This is a genomic window from Lactobacillus sp. ESL0246 (assembly GCF_003692965.1).
Lineage (GTDB): Bacteria > Bacillota > Bacilli > Lactobacillales > Lactobacillaceae > Lactobacillus.
Genome location: NZ_REHC01000002.1, coordinates 66016 through 84934, shown reverse-complemented (window position 1 = coordinate 84934; position 18919 = coordinate 66016). Strand labels below are relative to the sequence as shown.

The window sequence follows — 18919 nt, the reverse complement described above, 5'->3', positions numbered from 1 at the left end:
GAAATGAAAGCTATTACTAAATGCGCTTAAGTTTATGATATATCAATTTGCGGGATCGTACAGAGTATATAAAAAAAAAAAAAAAAGTAATATAGAATTACCGTTATTAGGAAAAATTGTAAATTCTAAAAAAGCTAGATTTAATTAAAGCTAATTAGCTACTAGCATGGGTTTAGCAATTAATAATTAAGTAAACAACAATTAATAAAATAAGTTAAATAAGCGAAGAAAAAGTAAACATAAACTCTTTGATAACAAAGGTTATTAATAATTGATTAAAATTATGTTATGCTTAAAAGCAATAAAAAAGGCAATAACTGCCTTTTTGATTATTATTCAATATAAACTGTTAAGCGCATAAAAAAAGCGTTAAACTCCTTGCTTAACACCTATCTGTAATTTGGATTTAAAATAATATAATGATTTACTACCACACTTAAATAATAATTAGTCTATAAGTATTTATTTAAAGAATGTTTCCATTAAATCAAGCAACTTAAAACTTTTAACTGCATAACTATTATGCTTTTGTCTGGGCATTATCATTAATTGTCCTTGTGGGATTAACTGGCTGTACCAGCGAACATGCTCAACTTTAACCCAATCCTTTTCACCAACTACACAGTAAGTTGGTATCTTAATTGCTTTTAAGCTGTCAACCGACAGGTAACTTTCCGTCAATTCAACACGACTTTCGCGGTTCAGCTGCAAAAAGCGAAGACAACCTTCCGTTAAATAATGATACGGTCGAATTCCATTACCATTAACGAAAACACCTGCTACCATTAACTTTTTAAAAATTGCCTGATCTTGACTTGCAAGCATCATTGCTACAAGACCACCAGCATCAAAGCCAAAGCAATAGCAACCACGAATATTAACTTTTCGAATGAAAGAAGCCACATCATTAACCTCAGATTGATAATGCTGTGCAACTTCACCCTGACTTAGACCATGCCCACGCATATCGAGTACATAAACAGTATAGTATAAGGCTAACGGCGCTATTATCTGATCAAACATCCCACCATCCAAATGATGGCCATGTAATAATAGCAACGGCTCTCCCCTACCTAATTTACTATAATAAAGTTCGTTACCATTAACTTGTACCCTCATCGCTGATTCCTCTCACTAATATCAATCAGTTTTTGTTCAGAAAGATTGCTTTTCTTATGTTCCTGCCACAAACTCTGAACAATTGTTTTAGCGACTATATAATTCGCTTTAAAATTATCAGGAATCATCTTCAAATTAAAATTATGTACCATACTGTCTTTACGCTGCCAATAGTGATATAGCGGTTGACTATTACAATAAAAGCCTTCAGTTAATGATAGATATTGAACATTAAAAATTTGATCTTCCATAAAAGCTAAGTTTTCCATGAACTGCAGCTTATTTTGTTTAACAACTGAGAGCTTATAACCCTTATTCCAAGTATAACCTTTGACCGGTGTTCCTAGAATATGATTATCAAATAGCGAGCCCAACGGATTATTGATCAATTGATAGCTGCGCAATTTATTCTTCATGCCGCAAATAATTTTTTTGGTTACCGGTACAGAGCCATGTCTGCTTTCATAATCTAGCCAAAAACCACATGATACCATCGCTGCATCCGGATGATTATGAAATGCCTGCACAAAAAAGGCCGTATAACCAGAATCAACCCAATCATCGCCATCATGAAAAGTGAAATATGGTGTATCAACATGAGCAATACCAACATTGCGTGCATCTGACAGCCCACCATTGGACTTATTAATAATTTTTAAATATCGAAACTGACTACGGTAACTTTCGGCTATTTTACTTGTATTATCGGTTGAACCATCATTAATAATTAACAACTTAAAGTTAGGATTATCTTGTTTAGCCAAATGATCAAGTGCCCGCCCAATGTACTTTTCAACGTTGTAAACGGGCATAATGACCGTTAATTCAGGTTGCTGAATCATAGCACCCCTCCCTTATTATTTATTATACCATCTTAAATTTTCTTGAATTTTAAAAATACTATAAAATAGATTTCTACCAATACAATAATTATCCTTTTATCATTTGTATTTAGTATAATTGGTTAATTAAAAGGAGTTATTGATTTATGAAAAAAGCAAAAACAATTCTAACCATTATTGTAACGTTATTCTTTGGTATTTTGACCATTAATGGCTTTCAGCAATCAGTTAGAGCTGAAAATTTACCAATTGTTAGTCTAGGCACCTCCCTAACCGCCAACCAGCGTAGTGGCACAGTCAAAACTTTAATTGCGCCACTTAATAGTGCAAGTTATCAAACAACAACTATTAATGGTTCCGATTTAGTTAAGTATCTTAATCCATCCGGCTCTAATTTCACGACCAATTCTGGTGTTTGGTCAAGTGCAATGATTCAAAAAACCAGCGCAGGCAGTGGAATCAATGTCCGCATTCTTCCTTACGAAGGCCATAATAACATTACAACCATTACAGCCGACCAATACAAAAATGCAGCTTTAACCGCAGGAATTACCGATGCCAACATTTACGTTACGAGTGCTATTCCAATTGATGGCTCCGGCGCTTTAGCCGGTGTCTATGCGGCTTACAGTAAACATGGCGAAGAACTTAGTCAAAATCAAGTCAATGCAGCACAAGATGAAATGGGAACACTGAGCAAAATTACCAAAGAAAACAAGAATAAAGACGGTTATAGTGATGCCCAATTAAACAATGCAGTTGCGGGTGCCAAACAAGAAATGGGAAAAATTGGTAATAACGTTTCTGATAGTCAAATTCACGATATCGTTAACAACCAGATAAATATTAACCATCTTGGTAATGTCATTAATGAAAACCAAAAGCAGCAAATCATCAATATTCTAATTGAAATCCGTAATTCTGGGGCCTTGAAAGACAATCACTTTAAGGATCAAGCTGGAGAACTTTCGAAAAATATTGAAAAAAATGCCAAAGGGATTTTTGATAAAATCAATACTCCCGAAAATCAAAATCTATTTGAACAATTATGGCACAATATCAGTGATTTCTTTAGTCACCTTTTTGGATGAGTAATTGTAGTGCAAGGCAAACAGTATCACATCTGATCCATAAACTTATTTAATGTACGATCAACAAATTCATTGCCACGATTATTGGCATGTCCTTTAGTCCATTCAAATTTAGGCTGTAAAAATTGTGCAAGCAATCTGTCAAGTTCCTGCCAACATTCAAGGTTTGCAATTTCACCAGGAGTACTCTTGCGCCAACCACGCTTTTTCCAGCCCTTAAGCCAGCCTTTAATAATTGGATTTAAGACATATTGTGAATCAAGAACAAATAATAATGGCTTCTTATTAAAACCTAATTCAAGCAACTTTTTTAGAGCTTCAATTAAGGCTGTTAATTCCATCTTATTATTAGTAGCACCAAATTCACCATTTGAATCATAAGTTGACATTTGCTTGCCTTCTTGCTGCCACTCAATAAGATAAGCCCATGCTGCTTTATCAGTTGCCCGCACGTGACCGCCTTTAAAGTTGCCAGTATTGCGGGTTCCTCCATCGGTGTAAATTGTTGCAAAATATTCGCTCGACTTATCCAAATTACTAAAACGGGGAACCGTTTTACTTTGCGGTGGAGTTGATTGCTGCTTTGATATTTTTGAAATAGTTTGGCTTTCATTCTGGATCTTGGCAATCGCCTGCTTTAATGAAGTTTCATCCTTTTGAAAAAATTGATTAACAGTTGCTCTATCCCAATTCAAATATTCGGTAGCATCTGTTACCTGTTTGAAGGACTTATATTCCGCGTTGGGATAGCCATCAACCTGTTTTTTTGCCGCTTCCCAAGTGCGATAAACACCTGGTTGACGACCTTTTTTGACTGCATAGAATTTCATTTGTATCTCTTTTCTTAAAAAATTTGCCAGCAATGCTAAAATATAACTAACTCTAGTATTAAGGTGGTATTATGTTTTTCAACACAAAAAAATATAAAGAAGATGCGGAAAAAAACCACAAACACAATCTATCAAAAGATCCCAGTCGATTCAATATGATAGCATTAGCAATTTTGGCGACAATTGCACCTCTACGTATTTTTTTGCGTCTTCATAAGCAACATATTGATGATAGGACGACTGTTGAAAAAAAGCGTGGTAATTTTGAACAAATACCCATAATATATTTTCATGGTTTCCGTGGCGGTGATTATACAACCAACGTTATGGTTAAAACAGCTTTAAAGGAAAAAGGTGACACCAATTACCTCAAAGTTACTGCTGATTTACTAGGTAACTTTAAATTAGAAGGCACTTGGACCGGTGATGAAAATCCCATTATTCAAGTTGTTTTTCGTCAACGAATTGTTGGCGTTTATGCAATTGACTACTACTTACGTTTTGTATTACCTTTTTTAGCTAAACATTATCACTTTACCCAGTATACAGCTGTTGCACATTCATTAGCGTGTCCATGTGTGGTTCGGACTGAAATGCGCACATATCGCAAAAAAAACTTTCCCCGTTTAACTAAGTGCATCTTCATTGCAGGACCATTTGACGGTGTGACTTATTTAGGCGACATCCCCAATGTTAACGGCTTTAATCACAATGGACGGCCCAATGTGATTAACATACATTATCTGTATCTACTATTTCACCGTAAACAATTTAATCCCAATATTTCTGTATTAAATATTTATGGTAATGTTTTAGATAACACCAACAGTGACAAATTTATTTCAGTTATTTCGGCCAAAAGTATTCGTTACATTTTAGCGCCCAATGCAAAATCTTATCATGAGGTTGAAGTTCGTGGATCTAAGGACGCTGAGCATAGTTGGATGCATGATAATCCATTTGTGATTAATATGGTTAATAAATTTATTGGTTTTAAAAATAATTCAGGAGGACTTAAGTGAGTCTATTACGGGACGTATTTTGGATACTCATTATTACTAATACCATCTTATCTTTTTACATCGTCTTTCACAGACGCCGTTCAGTTTCAACTACTTGGGCTTGGTTAATTATTTTATTAGTTTTCCCCGTTATTGGACTAACTATTTACGGTTTTTTTGGTCGAGGAATCTCACAAGAAAATATTTTTGCAATCAATAAGCAAAATCACATCGGCTTACGCAATGTACAAAAATCAATCACAAAAGCGCCAAAAAAGACTAGTACAGCCGATAGTTCAAACAAGGCTAAAATTGTTGTCCGATTCTTTGATCACAAGGGTGAGTCGCCGTTAAGCAAAAACAACCATGTTAAACTATATACAGATGGCAAGCCAATGTTTCGTGATATGATGCACGATATTGAACGTGCAAGACAGACAGTTAACGTTGAGTTTTATACCTTTTATAATGATGAAATTGGTAATGAATTTCTTAATTTGCTAATAAAAAAAGCCAAGGCTGGAGTTAGCGTACGTCTTCTTTATGACGCATGGGGATCACTAGGTGCTACTAAAACTTGGTTTGATCAGTTACGCAAGGCTGGTGGCGAAGTTCTTCCTTTTATTACTTCCCGCAACATGATTACTAGATACCGAATCAATTATCATTTGCACCGCAAAATTGTGGTAATCGACGGCAAAACATCCTGGACAGGCGGTTTTAATATCGGAGACCAGTATTTGAGTCGTAAGAAAAAATTTGGCTATTGGCGAGACAGCCAAGTTCGAATCGTTGGTTCGGCTTCCTTACTTTTACAAGAGCGGTTTGTGATGGATTGGAATGCTTCTATTCAAAAGGAAAAGCAGCTAATTACATTTAACACCTTACTTTTTCCCAATTTAGATGAAAATGAAATTCGACCAGGAGATGTTGCAATGCAAATTGTCTCCGATGGTCCTGATCATTACAATGCCAATATGCGTAATGGAATTATGCGTTTGATGTCACTAGCCAAAAAACGTCTCTGGCTGCAAACACCTTATCTGATTCCCGATGATGCAATGTTTGCCACTTTACAGACAATAGCTATGTCTGGGATTGATTTGCGCATTATGATTCCTTGCAAACCCGACCATCCTTTCATTTATCGGGCAACACAGTGGTACGCCAACGAGCTATCACGATACGGTACCAAAATCTATATCTATACTAAAGGATTCATTCATGCCAAAACGATTGTAGTTGATGATACCTTTGCTACAGTAGGGTCAATGAATCAAGATTATCGTTCTTACGACCTCAATTTTGAAGATATAGCCGTTTTCTATGATAAAAATTTTGCTCGTGAAGTAGCACAATCTTTTGAAGAAGATATGCAAAATTCTTACTTACTGACACCTCAAATGATTGCAGAACAAGGGCGATGGCTTAAGACACTACAAAGTTTCTCACGAATGTTATCACCGATTTTATAATCAAAAAATTCCACTTAGCAATAATCCCATAACTAAGACTTAGTTATGGGATTATTTACATAGTTAAGTTAGCAAAACAATAAATTTAGTCTACTAAATAACGTAAAATTTCAATCAGGGAATTTTCATTTCAAACACAATCAAAAAAGCATACTATTTTTGAATAGTTGCTCTATATAATATCTTGAATTTCAATTTTAATATCATGATGGATATGCTGTTTTAAAGCTTCAACAATCTGCGCCACCCCATGTGAAAAACGCAAATAGTATTGGCGGTTCTGCTGTGTTGTCAGAATACAAATCACTTGCTTTTTTCTCGGATTCGGTACCCTAATTAAAGTTACAAGCATTATATCCGAATAAGCAACTGTTCGACGAAAGTAGCCCGATACAACTACTTTATTTGGTCCAAAACCTGTATAACCGTCAATGATCGCCATAATTAAAAAAATTGCCAAAAAAATCCCTAAGCCTTGGTCACTTTTTTCAATTAACTGCCAAGTAAAACCAACCCATATAAAAATAATAGCCCAAACAACTGAAGATATCCGATACTGCCCCTTTAAGTCAATACTTGCTTGCCAATACCAACTATAACAAGTATAACCGAACAATATCGCATCTAATATAAGATAAAATCCAACCATAAAATTCTCCTCGAATATGTAGTCCAATACATTATAACAGACGAAGTATTTTTAGTTAGCTTTACTCTCTCGTCTTAACTTTTACTTGATTTTTTGTTAAAAATATTATTAAATATAAATTAGATAAAATGCAATGAAAAAGACGAGTAAATAATTTATCTCTTTCAGTGAGCCAGTGATAATGCGAAACTGGCAGACCCTGAATTATTGAAAAACCCTTTTTAGCAACGCTCTGAAATAGAAATTAAAGTAAGCAGCGTCGTCGCCAGTACGTTATCACGCTGGTGAAGCATGATTGTGCTTCATGAGTTGGTCCGATTTCGGACAATTTAGGTGGTACCGCGGAAAAAGCCTTTCGTCCTTAGTTTTATTAAACTAGGCGAAGGGCTTTTCTTTGCACTAAAAACTGGAGGTAAACACCATGACTTTAATTATTCCTAAGGATTATCATCCCACTCTGACTATTCGTGACACAGAAGCAGCAATTGTCTTTATTCGTGAGCGGTTCCAAGCCATCTTAGGTCAAAAATTAAATTTGCAAAGAATGTCTGCACCACTTTTTGTTGAAAAAAGCACCGGATTAAACGATAACTTAAACGGATTTGAGCGTCCCGTTACTTTTGATGCTAAAGAACTTTCTAAGGACGATGAAGTTCAAATTGTTCATTCATTGGCTAAATGGAAACGAATGGCTCTTAAAAAATATAACTTTGTTATGCATGAGGGACTTTATACTAATATGAACGCTATTCGGCGAGATGAAGACCTTGATAATTTTCACTCAATTTACGTTGATCAATGGGACTGGGAAAAGATAATTGCGCAAAATGAGCGAACTGAAGAAACTTTAAAAACTACTGTCCTGCAGATTTTTGACGCAATTAAATTAGTTGAATCGGAATGTGCTAACCGTTACCCAGCATCCACTCATCGTTTACCAGATAAAGTTCATTTTGTAACAACCCAAGAACTTGAAAACACATGGCCAACTTTAAGCCCAGAAGAACGAGAAAATAAGATTGCTCAAAAAGAAAAAGCTGTTTTCATTATGAAAATCGGCGACAAACTGCAACATAGTGGTAAGCCCCATGATGGTCGTGCACCAGATTATGACGATTGGCAATTAAATGGCGATCTCATTTTTTGGTATGAACCGCTTAAGCAAAAGATTGAAATTTCTTCAATGGGAATTCGTGTTAGTCCCCAAAGTCTGCACGAACAGCTTAAAAAGTCTGGTCATCTTGAGCGCGAACAACTTCCATTCCACAAAATGCTGTTAAAAAACGAATTGCCGTATTCTATCGGAGGTGGTATAGGGCAGTCTCGTTTATGCATGCTTTTATTGGGAAAAGCACATATTGGTGAAGTGCAAGCAAGCATATGGCCGAAAAAAATGATTGAGGAGTGTCAGGCACACCACATTCAAATTTTATAGTTTTCAAAATTCATATAGTGAGCAAGCTGCTTACCATATGAATTTTTATTTATACAAAAACTTGTAGTAAACTATCATATAGTTATCACTACTTTTAGGGGGGAAAAATGATGATCAAAGAAAAGCAATTAACCGAACTCAAACAAGATATTACAATGGCAAAACATATTGTATTTTTAACCGGTGCCGGTGTTTCAACTCATTCTGGTATTCCAGATTATCGCTCAAAAAATGGCATTTATGACGGTGTTTCAGAAAGTCCCGAAACAATTCTAAGCCAAGAAACGCTTTTAAAGCGTCCCGAGTTTTTCTATCATTTTGTGATGAATAATATGTATTTTCCTGACGCTCAGCCCAATATCATTCATCAAAAAATTGCGGAAATTTGTAACCAAAAAGGTGATCTTATCACACAAAATGTTGACGGATTGGACAAAAAAGCAGGTAACAAGCATGTAACCGAATTTCATGGCAGCCTTTATCAGATATACTGTACTAAATGCCAGCATAATGTAGACTATTTAGAGTATGCTCATTCTTTTCGCCATCAAAATTGTGGCGGTATTATCAGACCAGGAATTGTTTTATATGGTGAAGCAATTAACGCCGATAATCTGGCAAAATCAGTTAAGGTAATGCAGCAATCAGATTTAGTGATTATTTCTGGCACAAGTTTTGTTGTCTATCCCTTTGCCCAGTTGCTATCTTACAAACACCCCGGTGCCAAGGTTTGGGCAATCAACAAGACAGAAATACCAGCAACAGATATTTCTGAAATCATTGATGATGCAATTAATGTTTTTAAACAAATTTAATTGATTTCAATATTCACCTTAATTATTACGAAACACTGAAACCCATAAGTGTTTATGGTAAAATACCATGACAATTATCCCCATAGCATTGCGGATACTATTTTACAAAGCAATTAAGAATTCACAAATAATCAGTTTAGAAAAGAGTTTAAAAGATGTCCTTAATCAAATTGTATGCCCCCTTCTTTAGCATCAACAACTGGCTTCATGTTCTAACCAGCGGTAAGGATTGGTTAATTATTCTAACTTTGATTTTGATGGAATGTCTCCTTTCTGTAGATAATGCAGTAGTTCTAGCAGCTCAAACCAAGGCTTTGCCTGATAAAAAGCAACAGGAAAAGTCACTCATTTATGGTATGTGGGGAGCATATATTTTTCGTTTCATCGTCATCGGTATTGGAACTTATCTTATCAATTTTTGGGAAATCAAACTAGCTGGTAGTATTTACCTCTTCTATCTTTCGTTTAAGTTTTTCTATGATCAGCATCATAAATTGAAAACACAACAAAAGGAGCAGACTAAAAAAGATGATTTTTTAGTGCATAAGAAAAAAAGCGGCAAACATATTTTGTCTCTTTTCTGGCGAACCGTTATTTCAATCGAAGCAATGGATATAGTTTTCTCAATTGATTCTGTTCTAGCAGCACTTGCTGTCTCAAGTAATCCAGTGGTTGTATTAATTGGCGGAATGATCGGTATCTTATGTATGCGAGGAGTAGCAGAAGTAATTATCAAACTAATGGATATCATTCCCGAATTGCAGCCTATGGCTTATCTCTTAATTGGTATTATTGCTCTGAAATTATTCCTGTCACTGCCACCACTACATTACGAAATTTCTAATACCGCTTTTGCATTACTTGTATTTATAATTTTGTTAATTACCATTGTCTTTCATTTTTGGAGAATTAAAAAACATAGACATAAATCATAGTCGTTGTTCAATATAATCTTTAAGTACAATCGCTTGGTTGTGCTTTGTATTTCTAGAACCATATAAAAAGACTACGTCTTGCTCAAGCAGTTGCTTTTTTACTAATATTAAAAATTTTTTCGTATTTGGATTTTCATCCAGCTCCTGGCAATATCTTTGTTTAAATATTAAGAATTTATCGTCATCGTGAGCGAACCACTTGCGCAGATCCAAACTGGGACTTATTTCCTTAGCCCATTTATCTATTTGAACTTCGGCTCTACTTTTCCCTCTTGGCCATAAACGATCTACCAAAATATGATAGCCAACCGGAATTTCATGCTCATAAACGCGTGCTAGTATTATATCTGTCATCATTATCATTCCTTTATTTTAGTATACTACTCGAGAAAGAAAATGAATTATTCATCTTACTTTACCAATCGTCCAACCGCAGAAATTTGTGCAGATTTACTCGGACGCCCCTTAACATTTAATGACGGCAAACAGATTTTAGGAGGTTATATTGTTGAAGCAGAAGCTTATTTAGGTAAGAAGGATCGGGCTGCACATTCCTATGGTGGCCATCGCAGTCCCGCTAACGAAGGTCTTTACGCTCGCGGTGGAACCATTTATATTTATGCTCAACGGCAATATTTTTTCTTTGATGTGGCAACGCAAAAAACAGATGAACCCCAAGGAATTTTAATCAGAGCAATTGAACCAACATGGGGAATCAATCAAATGGTTATAAATCGGGCAGGTAAGGTTGGTCCTTTACTTACCAATGGCCCTGCTAAAATGATGCAGGCGTTAGGAATCCATAACAAAAAATGGAATCTTCATTTTTTAAGTGATTCCCCTTTTACCATTGATTTAAATGATCAACACCAAAAGCAGGCTGCTGAAATTCTATCCAGTCCTCGAATTGGAATTAATCAGTCTGATCATGAGTGGGCACAAAAGCCGCTGCGCTTTTATGTTGCTGGCAATCCCTATGTTTCAAAAATGCCCAAAAGTGCTTATCAAACTACTCGAGGTTGGATATAACAACTAAAGAACGCTGACTATCTCTACATAAATAAAATGATGAAAAAATGATAATTAACTGTTGACAAAAAAAAAAAATTAGCCTATTATCACCTATAAGTTAATAATTTCCAATGCAATAGAGGTCGCGGTGATTACAAAGTTAATCTGAGTGTACGAACACGATGAAGATTTTCTGTAAGAGTTACCGCCGAAATCAAAAACTGTTCGTATCAATTTTTGGTTGGGCTGCACGAGAATATCTTGCAGACTGTCCTAGCTAGTTACTAGGGAGCGCTATATGATTTGTCTAATGAATTAGATTATAACCTCGTTGTTTAACTTCAACGAGGTTTTTATTTACGCTTTTTATTGTATTGGCTTTATTTGAAAAAAGTTTTTGGAGGTTTTCAAAATGAAGTCAAGATATAAATGGATAGCTATTTTAATGGCAATATTCGCAAATTTATTCATTATACTTAATTGGGTTAATCCGGTTAATGCGAAAGATAATAGTCCCTTAAAGATAGCCATGGAAGCTAATTATCAGCCCTATAACTGGACTCAGACAGATGACGCTAATGGTGCTGTACCAATTGAAGGATCACATACTTATGCTAACGGCTACGATGTTAAAATTGCTAAAATTATTGGTCAACGGCTTCACCGAAAAGTTGTTGTTGTTAAAACCGAATGGGATGGATTATTACCAGCTTTAACCAGTGGCAAAGCTGACCTAATTATTGCCGGAATGAGTCCCACAGCTGAACGGGCAAAAGCAATTAATTTTTCAGAACCGTATCGACGTGGTACATTCGTGGTAATTACTAAGCAAAATAGTAAATATGCTAATGCAAAGAAATTAACTGATTTCAAGGGTGCAAAATTAACAGCTCAACAAGGAACATCACATTACGGCATGATTAAACAACTTATCGGTGCTAAAAGACAAACAGCCATGCGTGATTTTGCTGCTATGCGTCAAAGCTTAATTTCTGGTACAATCGACGGTTATCTTGCCGAAGATACCGAAGCAACTTCGTTTAAGCTAGTTGATCCTGACATTAAGGCAATTCCAATTAGTAAAATGCCGGGCTTTCACGTTTCTAAAGAAGAATCGGAAACTTCAATTGGGATCGCTAAGCCCAACAAATTATTACTTAAACAGGTTAATCAAGTTTTAGCAACTATTTCAATAGCTGAAAGAAACAAAATGATGACGGATGCTATTAAACAACAGCCTAAGACTGATGACACCAATAAAGGCGGCAAAAAGGAAAATTGGCTTGTTTCAATTTGGAAACAATATGGCAATATGATCATGACTGGTATTGGAATGACCCTTTTGCTAGCCTCAGTGGGAACAATTGCAGGTTTCTTTATTGGTTTAGCAGTTGGAATCATCAGAACAATCCCTACCCCAACATCTACTAGTAAAAAGTGGCTGCTTAAGGTGGTTAACTGGTTACTTTCAATTTATATTGAAATCTTCCGTGGTACACCAATGATGGTTCAAGCAGCTGTAATTTACTATGGTATTGCCCAATTTTGGCACCTAAATATCGATCGAACCATTGCTGCTTTGATAATTGTCTCAATTAACACGGGAGCCTACTTAGCTGAAATTATTCGCGGTGGTATCATTTCTACTCCTCAAGGACAATTTGAAGCTGCTAGCGCTTTAGGAATGACCCATAATCAAAGAATGTGGCATATTATTTTACCACAAGCTATTAAGAATTGTTTGCCATCAATTACTAACGAATTTATTGTTAACATTAAGGATACTTCCGTATTAAGCATCATTTCAGTATCGGAATTATTCTTTGTAGGAACGACTATCGCTAGTCAGACGTTTAAGTTCTTCCCAACTTATCTCACAATTTCTGCTATTTACTTAGTTCTAACCTTTACTATTACCAGAATTTTCAACATGATTGAAAAGCATCTTCAGGGTGATAAAAATTACAACTTAATGGCCAACCAAGTACAAGTTGGCGAGCCTAAGAATATGGGGGTTAACAAATAATGACTGCAACAAATGAAACGATTTTAAGTTTAAAACATTTGCAAAAATCTTTTGGTGAACACCAAGTTTTGCGTGACATTTCTCTTGATATAAAAAGAGGCGAAATTGCTACTATCATCGGTCCTTCTGGCGGTGGTAAATCAACTACTTTACGTTGTATTAATCTCTTAGAAGAACCAACTTCCGGTGAAATTGCTTTTCATGGTGAAAATGTTCTTGCTTCTTCTTATAACCGCAACATCTATCGTGCTAAGGTGGGCATGGTATTTCAGCAATTTGACTTATTTGAAAACAAAAATGTTCTTGCTAACTGCATGGTTGGTCAAGAATTGGTTCTTAAACGCTCTAAAGAAGAAGCACGTAAGATTGCATTTAAAAACTTGGAAAAAGTCGGTATGGCAGAATATATCAATGCCCGTCCTAACCAATTATCCGGTGGACAGCAACAACGAGTAGCAATTGCTAGAGCAATTTCAATGGATCCAGAGATTCTATTGTTTGACGAACCAACTAGTGCACTTGATCCAGAAATGGTCGGTGAAGTTCTAAGCGTAATGCAAAACTTAGCTAATACTGGGCTAACAATGATTATTGTAACCCATGAGATGGCATTCGCGCGGGACGTATCTGATCAGATTTTCTTTATCAGTGACGGTATCATTGCCGAGCAAGGTAATCCAGATCAATTATTTAATCATCCACAAAATGAAAAAACCACGAAGTTTTTAAGTAACTTCCAGAATAATTAAATCAGTGACCAAAAGTATTTGAGAAAAACTCAACTCAAAAAGGAATGTTAGAATAAAAATGATCTGAACCCTAAAATTAGAACAGATTATTAAGCTTTAACTTAGGACTAGTTTCCGATATTTTATCGGAGCTAGTCCTTTTAATTTTATTTTTATTCTCTCGTTATTGTAGTAGACGATATATTCTCTGATTGCCTGTTCTAATTCGGCTAGATTCTTAAAATTCTTTTGACTGACTAAGACGTGTAATTTTTTTACAAATTCGTTCTCGACAGTAAGTTTCAAGTTCTGTTCTTATAAGTCCTTGTTCTGCTACTTGAGACGCTAATTTTCCTGTTTGATTAGCTTGTCTTTGGAAGTCATGTTTAGCGCGTCCTTTCGGTTTAATAACAATATTATTTTGTAAGAGCGTAACCCAATTAGCTAATGTATCCTTACTTTTGAGTCCTAAATCAGGCGAACCATGATAAGCAGGTTCATGATTAATAATAACTCGTTTAATAGCCTGTTCTTTAAATTCTATAGAATGGCTGGTATATGTTTGATTTAAAATATTTAAGCCATATCGCTCAATTAAAGTAATAAGGTATTTAATATTTTCAGCTCTAATATTATATCTCAGGCTTAATTCTTTTGGTCCAGGGCCATAGTTTTTCCATAAATTATAAATATCAATTTTATTTTGTTTAGATAATTTAGCCATAGTAAAATCCCGAAATTAGAACAAACTAATTTCGGGGTTCAGATCATTTTTATTCTAACATTCCTTTTTGAGTTGAGTTTTTCCAAGATACTTTTAGTTTAATTATTTTTTTCATAGTCTAAAACGATCTTTTCATACAATTTAACCGTTAAATAATAGTAAAACAAATACAAAACAAGAAAGATCAAAAAGGGAATCCAGATTTTGTTATAGGGGTGTGGCAGAAAAATACGAAATAGCTTCAACCCGAATAAGACATCGATCACACCTAGAATTGCTGGTAAAAGAAAGAGTGTACCTATTTCTTGCCTAATCGAAGTATGCAATACTCCTACCTGCGTACCCATCTGATAAAGCATCTTATAACGCGCTTTGTCGCTTGACGTCCCGCTCAAGACCTTGAACATCAGAGTTGAAGCAAGCATGGTCAAAAAGGCAAAGCCGAGAAAGAAACCCATAAATTCAAAACCGCTACTAAAACTACTTATGAACTGGTAGCTGCTTGGCTTACTAGCACTATACAAGTTGTCATAAGCCGGATTTTCCTTTAGCTGCTGCTTTTGAATGAGCAGCAAGGTAGGATAATCACGTTTGAAATTCTCTACTTTTAAAAACGTAACAAACTTATTTTGCCCCTTGAGTTTTTGCCACTTGGCATTTGAAACTAAACGAATAATTTTAGCTGTACCGTTAGGTACCAAGGCACCAAAAGCATTGTTAGCATTCGTTCCCGGCCGATCCAGCTTTTTGATTGGCAATGTTTCAAGATGATAAGTTGGATTACCATTTTTCAAAAAGAACCTGACGTTTTTAACTGGTTTGTTTGTAAACTCCCCACGCTTAAAGTAAAGGTGAGCTTTATTTTCCTTATAATGATATGTTTGGCGGCTCTTAATAGCTAACCGAGCGACTTCTTTTTTAACGGTGGGGGAAGTGCTGACCAAGGTTGTATCGTAATAAATGTTTTCTTCCACTTGGTCTTTCAGAGTATTGAAGTTCAAACCGACCGTAATAGCGCCCAGCGCCAGCGCAAATAGCAGCGATATTACCGTCAACATACGAGTATAATCATGCAAGCGAAATTTCAGCTGACCCAAAGTAAATATGCGAATACCATGATATGAAAAACTCTTTTTCTTAATTAAAAAATTGATTATTGCGCTGAAAAAGGCGTTAAAAGTAAAATAAGAACCAGCAACAATCGTAATGAGGGCTGCAGGGATGATGAACAAAATCATCGCCCCCGGCAGACTCATAATGTAGTAGCCAGTAGCCAGCAGCACAAGCCCTAAAAGTGCCTCGATTGCCCGTAATCCAGTATGTTGCCGGTATTTGAATGGCTTTTGATTTTCATGTAGTAAATCAATTACCGGTGTTCGAGTCAATTTGTGTACGTTTTTAAGTGCCTCTAAAAAGAACATGACTATAAAGAAGATAACGGTCCACAAAATAGCAGCAGGCAAAATCACTTGAAAGTGGCTAATTGTCAAATGCAATTTAGCAATTAGCAATCGGGAAACGAGAGCCGTTAGACCAAAGCCCAGGAGTATTCCCAATGCCATTGCCAAGGTTCCTGTCACCAGAGTCTCACAAAAGATTAGCAGTCCGATTCTCGTGCTTTTAGCGCCCAGCATCATGAACATGCCATAATCATGCTTACGCATATTAAGCAAAAAGGAGTTAGCGTAAGTCAAATACACCGAGCTGATTATTATTAAGAGAACGATACCAAAGGCAAAGATAAAGTTTAGGTAATCGGTGGGTGCTTGAATGTCTTTACTGATAAAACTGGGATTAATTGCAATCGTCAAGAACATATAAAAAATCATGCTAGCGACGACCAAGCCAGAAAAAAGTACAAGATAATCCTTGAAGCGGTTTTTAATTCCTGTTAAAGATAATTTCCAAATCATGATTTACAGTTCACTCTCCATTTCCCAAGTGATCAATCAGCAGGTGATAAAATTGTTGCCGCGCTAAGCCTGACTTCAGCAGTTGCTCCCCAATCTTGCCGTCTTTGATGAATAAAATTCGACTAGCAAAACTGGCTGCATAAGGATCATGCGTGACCATCAAAGTCGTGATGCCATCATTTTGGTTTAAGTCAGCCAGCGTATCGAGCAGTTCCTGTGCACTGGTTGAATCAAGTGCCCCGGTTGGCTCGTCGGCTAGCAAAATTGCGGGTTCATGAACTAGTGCCCGTGCAGCAGCTACCCGCTGCTTTTGTCCGCCTGACACCTCTGCAGGATACTTGGGCAAAATTTGCTTAATCCCCAGCCTAGTTGCAATTTGCTCAACTAAGGGATCTATTCGCCTGCTTGGTACGCCACGCAAGCTTAGCGGTGACGCAATGTTTTCCCGGTTAGTTAAATTTTCTAGCAAATTAAAATCTTGAAAAATGAAACCAATTTGTCTGCTTCTAAAATCGGCTAGCTGGTTAGCATTCAGCGCACTGTTATCTTGATGGTTAATAAATATATGCCCGCTCGTTGGCTTGTCTAGCGTTGCCAAAAGGTTGAGCAGCGTTGTCTTCCCTGACCCCGATGCGCCCATGACAGCAACAAACTCACCTTCTTCAAGTGCAAAATTGATTCCCTTTAACGCTTGATATTGTTTTTCACCCTGCTTGCCATAAGTCTTGGTGGCTTGATCTACTCGTAAAATTTCGCCCATTGTGTTTCCTTTCATTTTATCTCTGTGTTACATTTTACTAATACACTATAGCAAAAGCGTGAATTTGTCAATCTCCTAATTAAAAAAAGATAAATTTCTTCAAGCAGAAATTTATCTTTTCGTTTGTATTTTCAATTTTCAACTACGCTTATTAATTTTTTGTTTGCTGTCTTATCCACTTCAAGACGGTTTTGAGTGGCCTCACAATCAATGGTGTCACAATTGCCGTAAAAATCGCTTCGATCACGCCATTCATCCCCAGAACGATTGTCAGCACCACAATCAGCGGCGTGTTCATAGTAAAACTCCCCATGTTACTAATCAGTTCGTTCGCTTAATTCATAAAAATCAAACTAGTCAGCAATATGACCATGACCGTGTTAGTTAAAGAAGTGATTGCGCCCGTTCTTAGTTTTAGCTAGTTCGATCAGTTCATCTGTTAACTGAAACTCATCTGCTTCATAGATTTTAAGATCGGATACTAAACCCGTGCTCTTATTTTTACGTTTGCCGTATCTTTTAAAGTTGAAGCGCACTCCTTGCCAGTCAATGTAATAATCATCCTGTTCGTTATAAGTCCAGTTAGGCAGCTTAGTCGGATCTTTTTTACATTTTCTAGTTTGTTCCTTATCGTAAAGACCATAAGGAATATAATAATTTTTATCTTCATACTTGTTTTCAAGCAGAGAATAATTGTATTCACTGCCATAGCCAGCATCGGCAACAATATTCTTGAACTTATCTAAAACAGTCATCTACGCCAAAAAGGGTTCTGAAGTCTTAAAATCCGTTGGGTTAGGGTAAAGCGCAAAGTTTACTACATAATGGTCTGTAGTTTCGATTTGAATATTATATCCAAGCTTGAGCTCGGCGATCATTGTTAGGCCTCGACTTAGTTTGCGCCTCTTCTTAAGTGATCGTCTAGATTACTTCTTTTCGAATCAGTTCATCATAAAGTTTAATTGCACTAATTTTTAATTTGGCATGAAACTTTTTCACTGCTTTTTTCCCAACAAAAGTATACTTGTTGGCATCAGCTGCAATTTTAGTCCCGTCAATAAAAATGGCATCTTCTTTGATCAATCCTTCTGCCGGCAAAAGATTAATAAAATAAACAAAAGCTTGCTTAATCACCTGATTGGCATGGTCGCTAGATCTAAAGTTATTGATCGTATTGATATGAAATATGCCTACCGCCGAGAATAAGAAAAAAGTAAAATTTTAAGAATCATAGCTAGGGGGACAGGCTGGTCTGCCAGTATCTGTTTTATCAGAATTATTTTCAAGCATAACATTATCAGGAATAGAATCCACAAAGTTACTGAATAACCTGAGCAAGATGATTTTTAGGGATAGAAAAGTCTAAGTTCAGTGTTAAAGCAGTTTGACCTGTGATATAATTTTGATACATGAAAAGTTTACCTTTTTTGTGATAAATTAATAATATCAAGGTTGGGGCAGAATATATATGAAAAATCCGCTAGAGCTTAAAGGTTCTAACGGATTTTTTGCTTTTTAGTGTCTAGTTTTTTCCCAGACACTTTTTATTCAGTTTATAATACCTT

18 protein-coding genes, 2 pseudogenes, 1 riboswitch and 1 other annotated feature are annotated in these 18919 nt (G+C 36.1%); of the genes and pseudogenes, 9 read left to right on the top strand and 11 right to left on the bottom strand.

What is annotated here, in order from left to right; translation table 11 throughout:
* Nucleotides 1–462: 462 nt before the first annotated feature.
* Both F5ESL0246_RS00705 and F5ESL0246_RS00700 read right to left on the bottom strand, forming a co-directional pair.
* Entirely contained in the window at nucleotides 463–1119 is a 657-nt protein-coding gene (locus F5ESL0246_RS00705; RefSeq protein WP_122017639.1) for an alpha/beta fold hydrolase, read from the bottom strand.
* Nucleotides 1116–1961, bottom strand: coding sequence for a glycosyltransferase family A protein (locus F5ESL0246_RS00700; protein WP_122017638.1), 846 nt, complete (start codon nucleotides 1959–1961; stop codon nucleotides 1116–1118). Before F5ESL0246_RS00700 ends, F5ESL0246_RS00705 begins: the two co-directional genes overlap by 4 nt.
* A gap of 146 nt (nucleotides 1962–2107) precedes the next feature.
* On the opposite strand from F5ESL0246_RS00700, the gene F5ESL0246_RS00695 reads away from it, so the two are divergent.
* Entirely contained in the window at nucleotides 2108–3052 is a 945-nt protein-coding gene (locus tag F5ESL0246_RS00695) for a DUF1002 domain-containing protein (protein ID WP_122017637.1), read from the top strand.
* Between the two features lie 26 nt (nucleotides 3053–3078).
* Here the strand turns inward: F5ESL0246_RS00695 and F5ESL0246_RS00690 are convergent, their stop codons facing one another.
* Nucleotides 3079–3882 carry a ribonuclease H family protein gene (locus tag F5ESL0246_RS00690; protein WP_122017636.1) on the bottom strand — a complete coding sequence of 268 codons (804 nt, stop codon included), beginning with the start codon at nucleotides 3880–3882 and terminating at the stop codon, nucleotides 3079–3081.
* 71 nt (nucleotides 3883–3953) lie between these two features.
* On the opposite strand from F5ESL0246_RS00690, the gene F5ESL0246_RS00685 reads away from it, so the two are divergent.
* On the top strand, nucleotides 3954–4904 hold the full coding sequence (locus F5ESL0246_RS00685; RefSeq protein ID WP_122017635.1) for an alpha/beta hydrolase: 951 nt from the start codon (nucleotides 3954–3956) through the stop codon (nucleotides 4902–4904).
* A complete protein-coding gene (gene cls / locus F5ESL0246_RS00680; protein ID WP_122017634.1) occupies nucleotides 4901–6358 on the top strand; it encodes a cardiolipin synthase in 1458 nt (485 codons plus the stop codon). Before F5ESL0246_RS00685 ends, cls begins: the two co-directional genes overlap by 4 nt.
* Before the next feature lie 172 nt (nucleotides 6359–6530).
* On the opposite strand, the gene F5ESL0246_RS00675 is transcribed toward cls, so the two are convergent.
* A complete protein-coding gene (locus F5ESL0246_RS00675) occupies nucleotides 6531–7007 on the bottom strand; it encodes a hypothetical protein (RefSeq protein WP_122017633.1) in 477 nt (158 codons plus the stop codon).
* A 124-nt stretch (nucleotides 7008–7131) separates the two neighbouring features.
* Nucleotides 7132–7373, top strand: a binding site (T-box leader).
* A 55-nt stretch (nucleotides 7374–7428) separates the two neighbouring features.
* Here F5ESL0246_RS00675 and asnA point away from each other — a divergent pair.
* The 3 genes from asnA to F5ESL0246_RS00660 all read left to right on the top strand — a co-directional run bounded on the left by asnA (nucleotide 7429) and on the right by F5ESL0246_RS00660 (nucleotide 10192).
* Nucleotides 7429–8442 (top strand): aspartate--ammonia ligase, encoded by a 1014-nt coding sequence (gene asnA / locus F5ESL0246_RS00670; RefSeq protein WP_122017632.1) that lies wholly within the window; start codon nucleotides 7429–7431, stop codon nucleotides 8440–8442.
* A gap of 110 nt (nucleotides 8443–8552) precedes the next feature.
* Nucleotides 8553–9257, top strand: a complete 705-nt coding sequence (locus tag F5ESL0246_RS00665) for an NAD-dependent protein deacylase (protein WP_122017631.1) — start codon at nucleotides 8553–8555, stop codon at nucleotides 9255–9257.
* A 155-nt stretch (nucleotides 9258–9412) separates the two neighbouring features.
* Nucleotides 9413–10192 (top strand): TerC family protein, encoded by a 780-nt coding sequence (locus F5ESL0246_RS00660; RefSeq protein ID WP_122017630.1) that lies wholly within the window; start codon nucleotides 9413–9415, stop codon nucleotides 10190–10192.
* On the opposite strand, the gene F5ESL0246_RS00655 is transcribed toward F5ESL0246_RS00660, so the two are convergent.
* A complete protein-coding gene (locus F5ESL0246_RS00655; RefSeq protein WP_122017643.1) occupies nucleotides 10187–10546 on the bottom strand; it encodes a DUF488 domain-containing protein in 360 nt (119 codons plus the stop codon). The genes F5ESL0246_RS00660 and F5ESL0246_RS00655 overlap by 6 nt on opposite strands.
* Before the next feature lie 42 nt (nucleotides 10547–10588).
* Here F5ESL0246_RS00655 and F5ESL0246_RS00650 point away from each other — a divergent pair, with 42 nt between their 5' ends.
* The 3 genes from F5ESL0246_RS00650 to F5ESL0246_RS00640 all read left to right on the top strand — a co-directional run bounded on the left by F5ESL0246_RS00650 (nucleotide 10589) and on the right by F5ESL0246_RS00640 (nucleotide 13978).
* Nucleotides 10589–11221, top strand: a complete 633-nt coding sequence (locus tag F5ESL0246_RS00650; protein ID WP_122017629.1) for a DNA-3-methyladenine glycosylase — start codon at nucleotides 10589–10591, stop codon at nucleotides 11219–11221.
* A 111-nt stretch (nucleotides 11222–11332) separates the two neighbouring features.
* Nucleotides 11333–11508: riboswitch (Lysine riboswitch) on the top strand.
* A gap of 107 nt (nucleotides 11509–11615) precedes the next feature.
* On the top strand, nucleotides 11616–13229 hold the full coding sequence (locus F5ESL0246_RS00645) for an ABC transporter substrate-binding protein/permease (RefSeq protein ID WP_122017628.1): 1614 nt from the start codon (nucleotides 11616–11618) through the stop codon (nucleotides 13227–13229).
* A complete protein-coding gene (locus tag F5ESL0246_RS00640; RefSeq protein WP_122017627.1) occupies nucleotides 13229–13978 on the top strand; it encodes an amino acid ABC transporter ATP-binding protein in 750 nt (249 codons plus the stop codon). The genes F5ESL0246_RS00645 and F5ESL0246_RS00640 overlap by 1 nt, the downstream gene beginning before the upstream one ends.
* A 96-nt stretch (nucleotides 13979–14074) precedes the next feature.
* Here F5ESL0246_RS00640 and F5ESL0246_RS00635 read toward each other — a convergent pair.
* From F5ESL0246_RS00635 to F5ESL0246_RS00615, 6 genes and pseudogenes are all read right to left on the bottom strand, one after another.
* Nucleotides 14075–14191 (bottom strand): annotated as a pseudogene (locus F5ESL0246_RS00635) (IS3 family transposase); the annotation flags it as partial.
* Between the two features lie 4 nt (nucleotides 14192–14195).
* On the bottom strand, nucleotides 14196–14681 hold the full coding sequence (locus F5ESL0246_RS00630; RefSeq protein WP_122017625.1) for a hypothetical protein: 486 nt from the start codon (nucleotides 14679–14681) through the stop codon (nucleotides 14196–14198).
* Between the two features lie 98 nt (nucleotides 14682–14779).
* Nucleotides 14780–16594: an FtsX-like permease family protein gene (locus tag F5ESL0246_RS00625; protein ID WP_122017624.1), complete on the bottom strand. Its 1815-nt coding sequence runs from the start codon at nucleotides 16592–16594 to the stop codon at nucleotides 14780–14782.
* A 10-nt stretch (nucleotides 16595–16604) separates the two neighbouring features.
* Nucleotides 16605–17354 (bottom strand): ABC transporter ATP-binding protein, encoded by a 750-nt coding sequence (locus tag F5ESL0246_RS00620; RefSeq protein ID WP_122017623.1) that lies wholly within the window; start codon nucleotides 17352–17354, stop codon nucleotides 16605–16607.
* 151 nt (nucleotides 17355–17505) lie between these two features.
* Nucleotides 17506–17652, bottom strand: a complete 147-nt coding sequence (locus F5ESL0246_RS08170; RefSeq protein WP_158592777.1) for a hypothetical protein — start codon at nucleotides 17650–17652, stop codon at nucleotides 17506–17508.
* 100 nt (nucleotides 17653–17752) lie between these two features.
* A pseudogene (locus F5ESL0246_RS00615) lies at nucleotides 17753–18765 on the bottom strand (IS1182 family transposase); the annotation flags it as partial.
* Nucleotides 18766–18919 lie beyond the last annotated feature (154 nt).

Excerpts from the sequence above, each read along its gene's own strand:
- F5ESL0246_RS00705 (WP_122017639.1), bottom strand. The coding sequence starts at position 1,119 with ATGAGGGTACAAGTTAATGGTAACGAACTTTATTATAGTAAATTAGGT.
- F5ESL0246_RS00700 (WP_122017638.1), bottom strand. The coding sequence starts at position 1,961 with ATGATTCAGCAACCTGAATTAACGGTCATTATGCCCGTTTACAACGTT.
- F5ESL0246_RS00695 (WP_122017637.1), top strand. The coding sequence starts at position 2,108 with ATGAAAAAAGCAAAAACAATTCTAACCATTATTGTAACGTTATTCTTT.
- F5ESL0246_RS00690 (WP_122017636.1), bottom strand. The coding sequence starts at position 3,882 with ATGAAATTCTATGCAGTCAAAAAAGGTCGTCAACCAGGTGTTTATCGC.
- F5ESL0246_RS00685 (WP_122017635.1), top strand. The coding sequence starts at position 3,954 with ATGTTTTTCAACACAAAAAAATATAAAGAAGATGCGGAAAAAAACCAC.
- F5ESL0246_RS00675 (WP_122017633.1), bottom strand. The coding sequence starts at position 7,007 with ATGGTTGGATTTTATCTTATATTAGATGCGATATTGTTCGGTTATACT.
- asnA (WP_122017632.1), top strand. The coding sequence starts at position 7,429 with ATGACTTTAATTATTCCTAAGGATTATCATCCCACTCTGACTATTCGT.
- F5ESL0246_RS00665 (WP_122017631.1), top strand. The coding sequence starts at position 8,553 with ATGATCAAAGAAAAGCAATTAACCGAACTCAAACAAGATATTACAATG.
- F5ESL0246_RS00660 (WP_122017630.1), top strand. The coding sequence starts at position 9,413 with ATGTCCTTAATCAAATTGTATGCCCCCTTCTTTAGCATCAACAACTGG.
- F5ESL0246_RS00655 (WP_122017643.1), bottom strand. The coding sequence starts at position 10,546 with ATGACAGATATAATACTAGCACGCGTTTATGAGCATGAAATTCCGGTT.
- F5ESL0246_RS00650 (WP_122017629.1), top strand. The coding sequence starts at position 10,589 with ATGAATTATTCATCTTACTTTACCAATCGTCCAACCGCAGAAATTTGT.
- F5ESL0246_RS00645 (WP_122017628.1), top strand. The coding sequence starts at position 11,616 with ATGAAGTCAAGATATAAATGGATAGCTATTTTAATGGCAATATTCGCA.
- F5ESL0246_RS00640 (WP_122017627.1), top strand. The coding sequence starts at position 13,229 with ATGACTGCAACAAATGAAACGATTTTAAGTTTAAAACATTTGCAAAAA.
- F5ESL0246_RS00630 (WP_122017625.1), bottom strand. The coding sequence starts at position 14,681 with ATGGCTAAATTATCTAAACAAAATAAAATTGATATTTATAATTTATGG.
- F5ESL0246_RS00625 (WP_122017624.1), bottom strand. The coding sequence starts at position 16,594 with ATGATTTGGAAATTATCTTTAACAGGAATTAAAAACCGCTTCAAGGAT.
- F5ESL0246_RS00620 (WP_122017623.1), bottom strand. The coding sequence starts at position 17,354 with ATGGGCGAAATTTTACGAGTAGATCAAGCCACCAAGACTTATGGCAAG.
- F5ESL0246_RS08170 (WP_158592777.1), bottom strand. The coding sequence starts at position 17,652 with ATGAACACGCCGCTGATTGTGGTGCTGACAATCGTTCTGGGGATGAAT.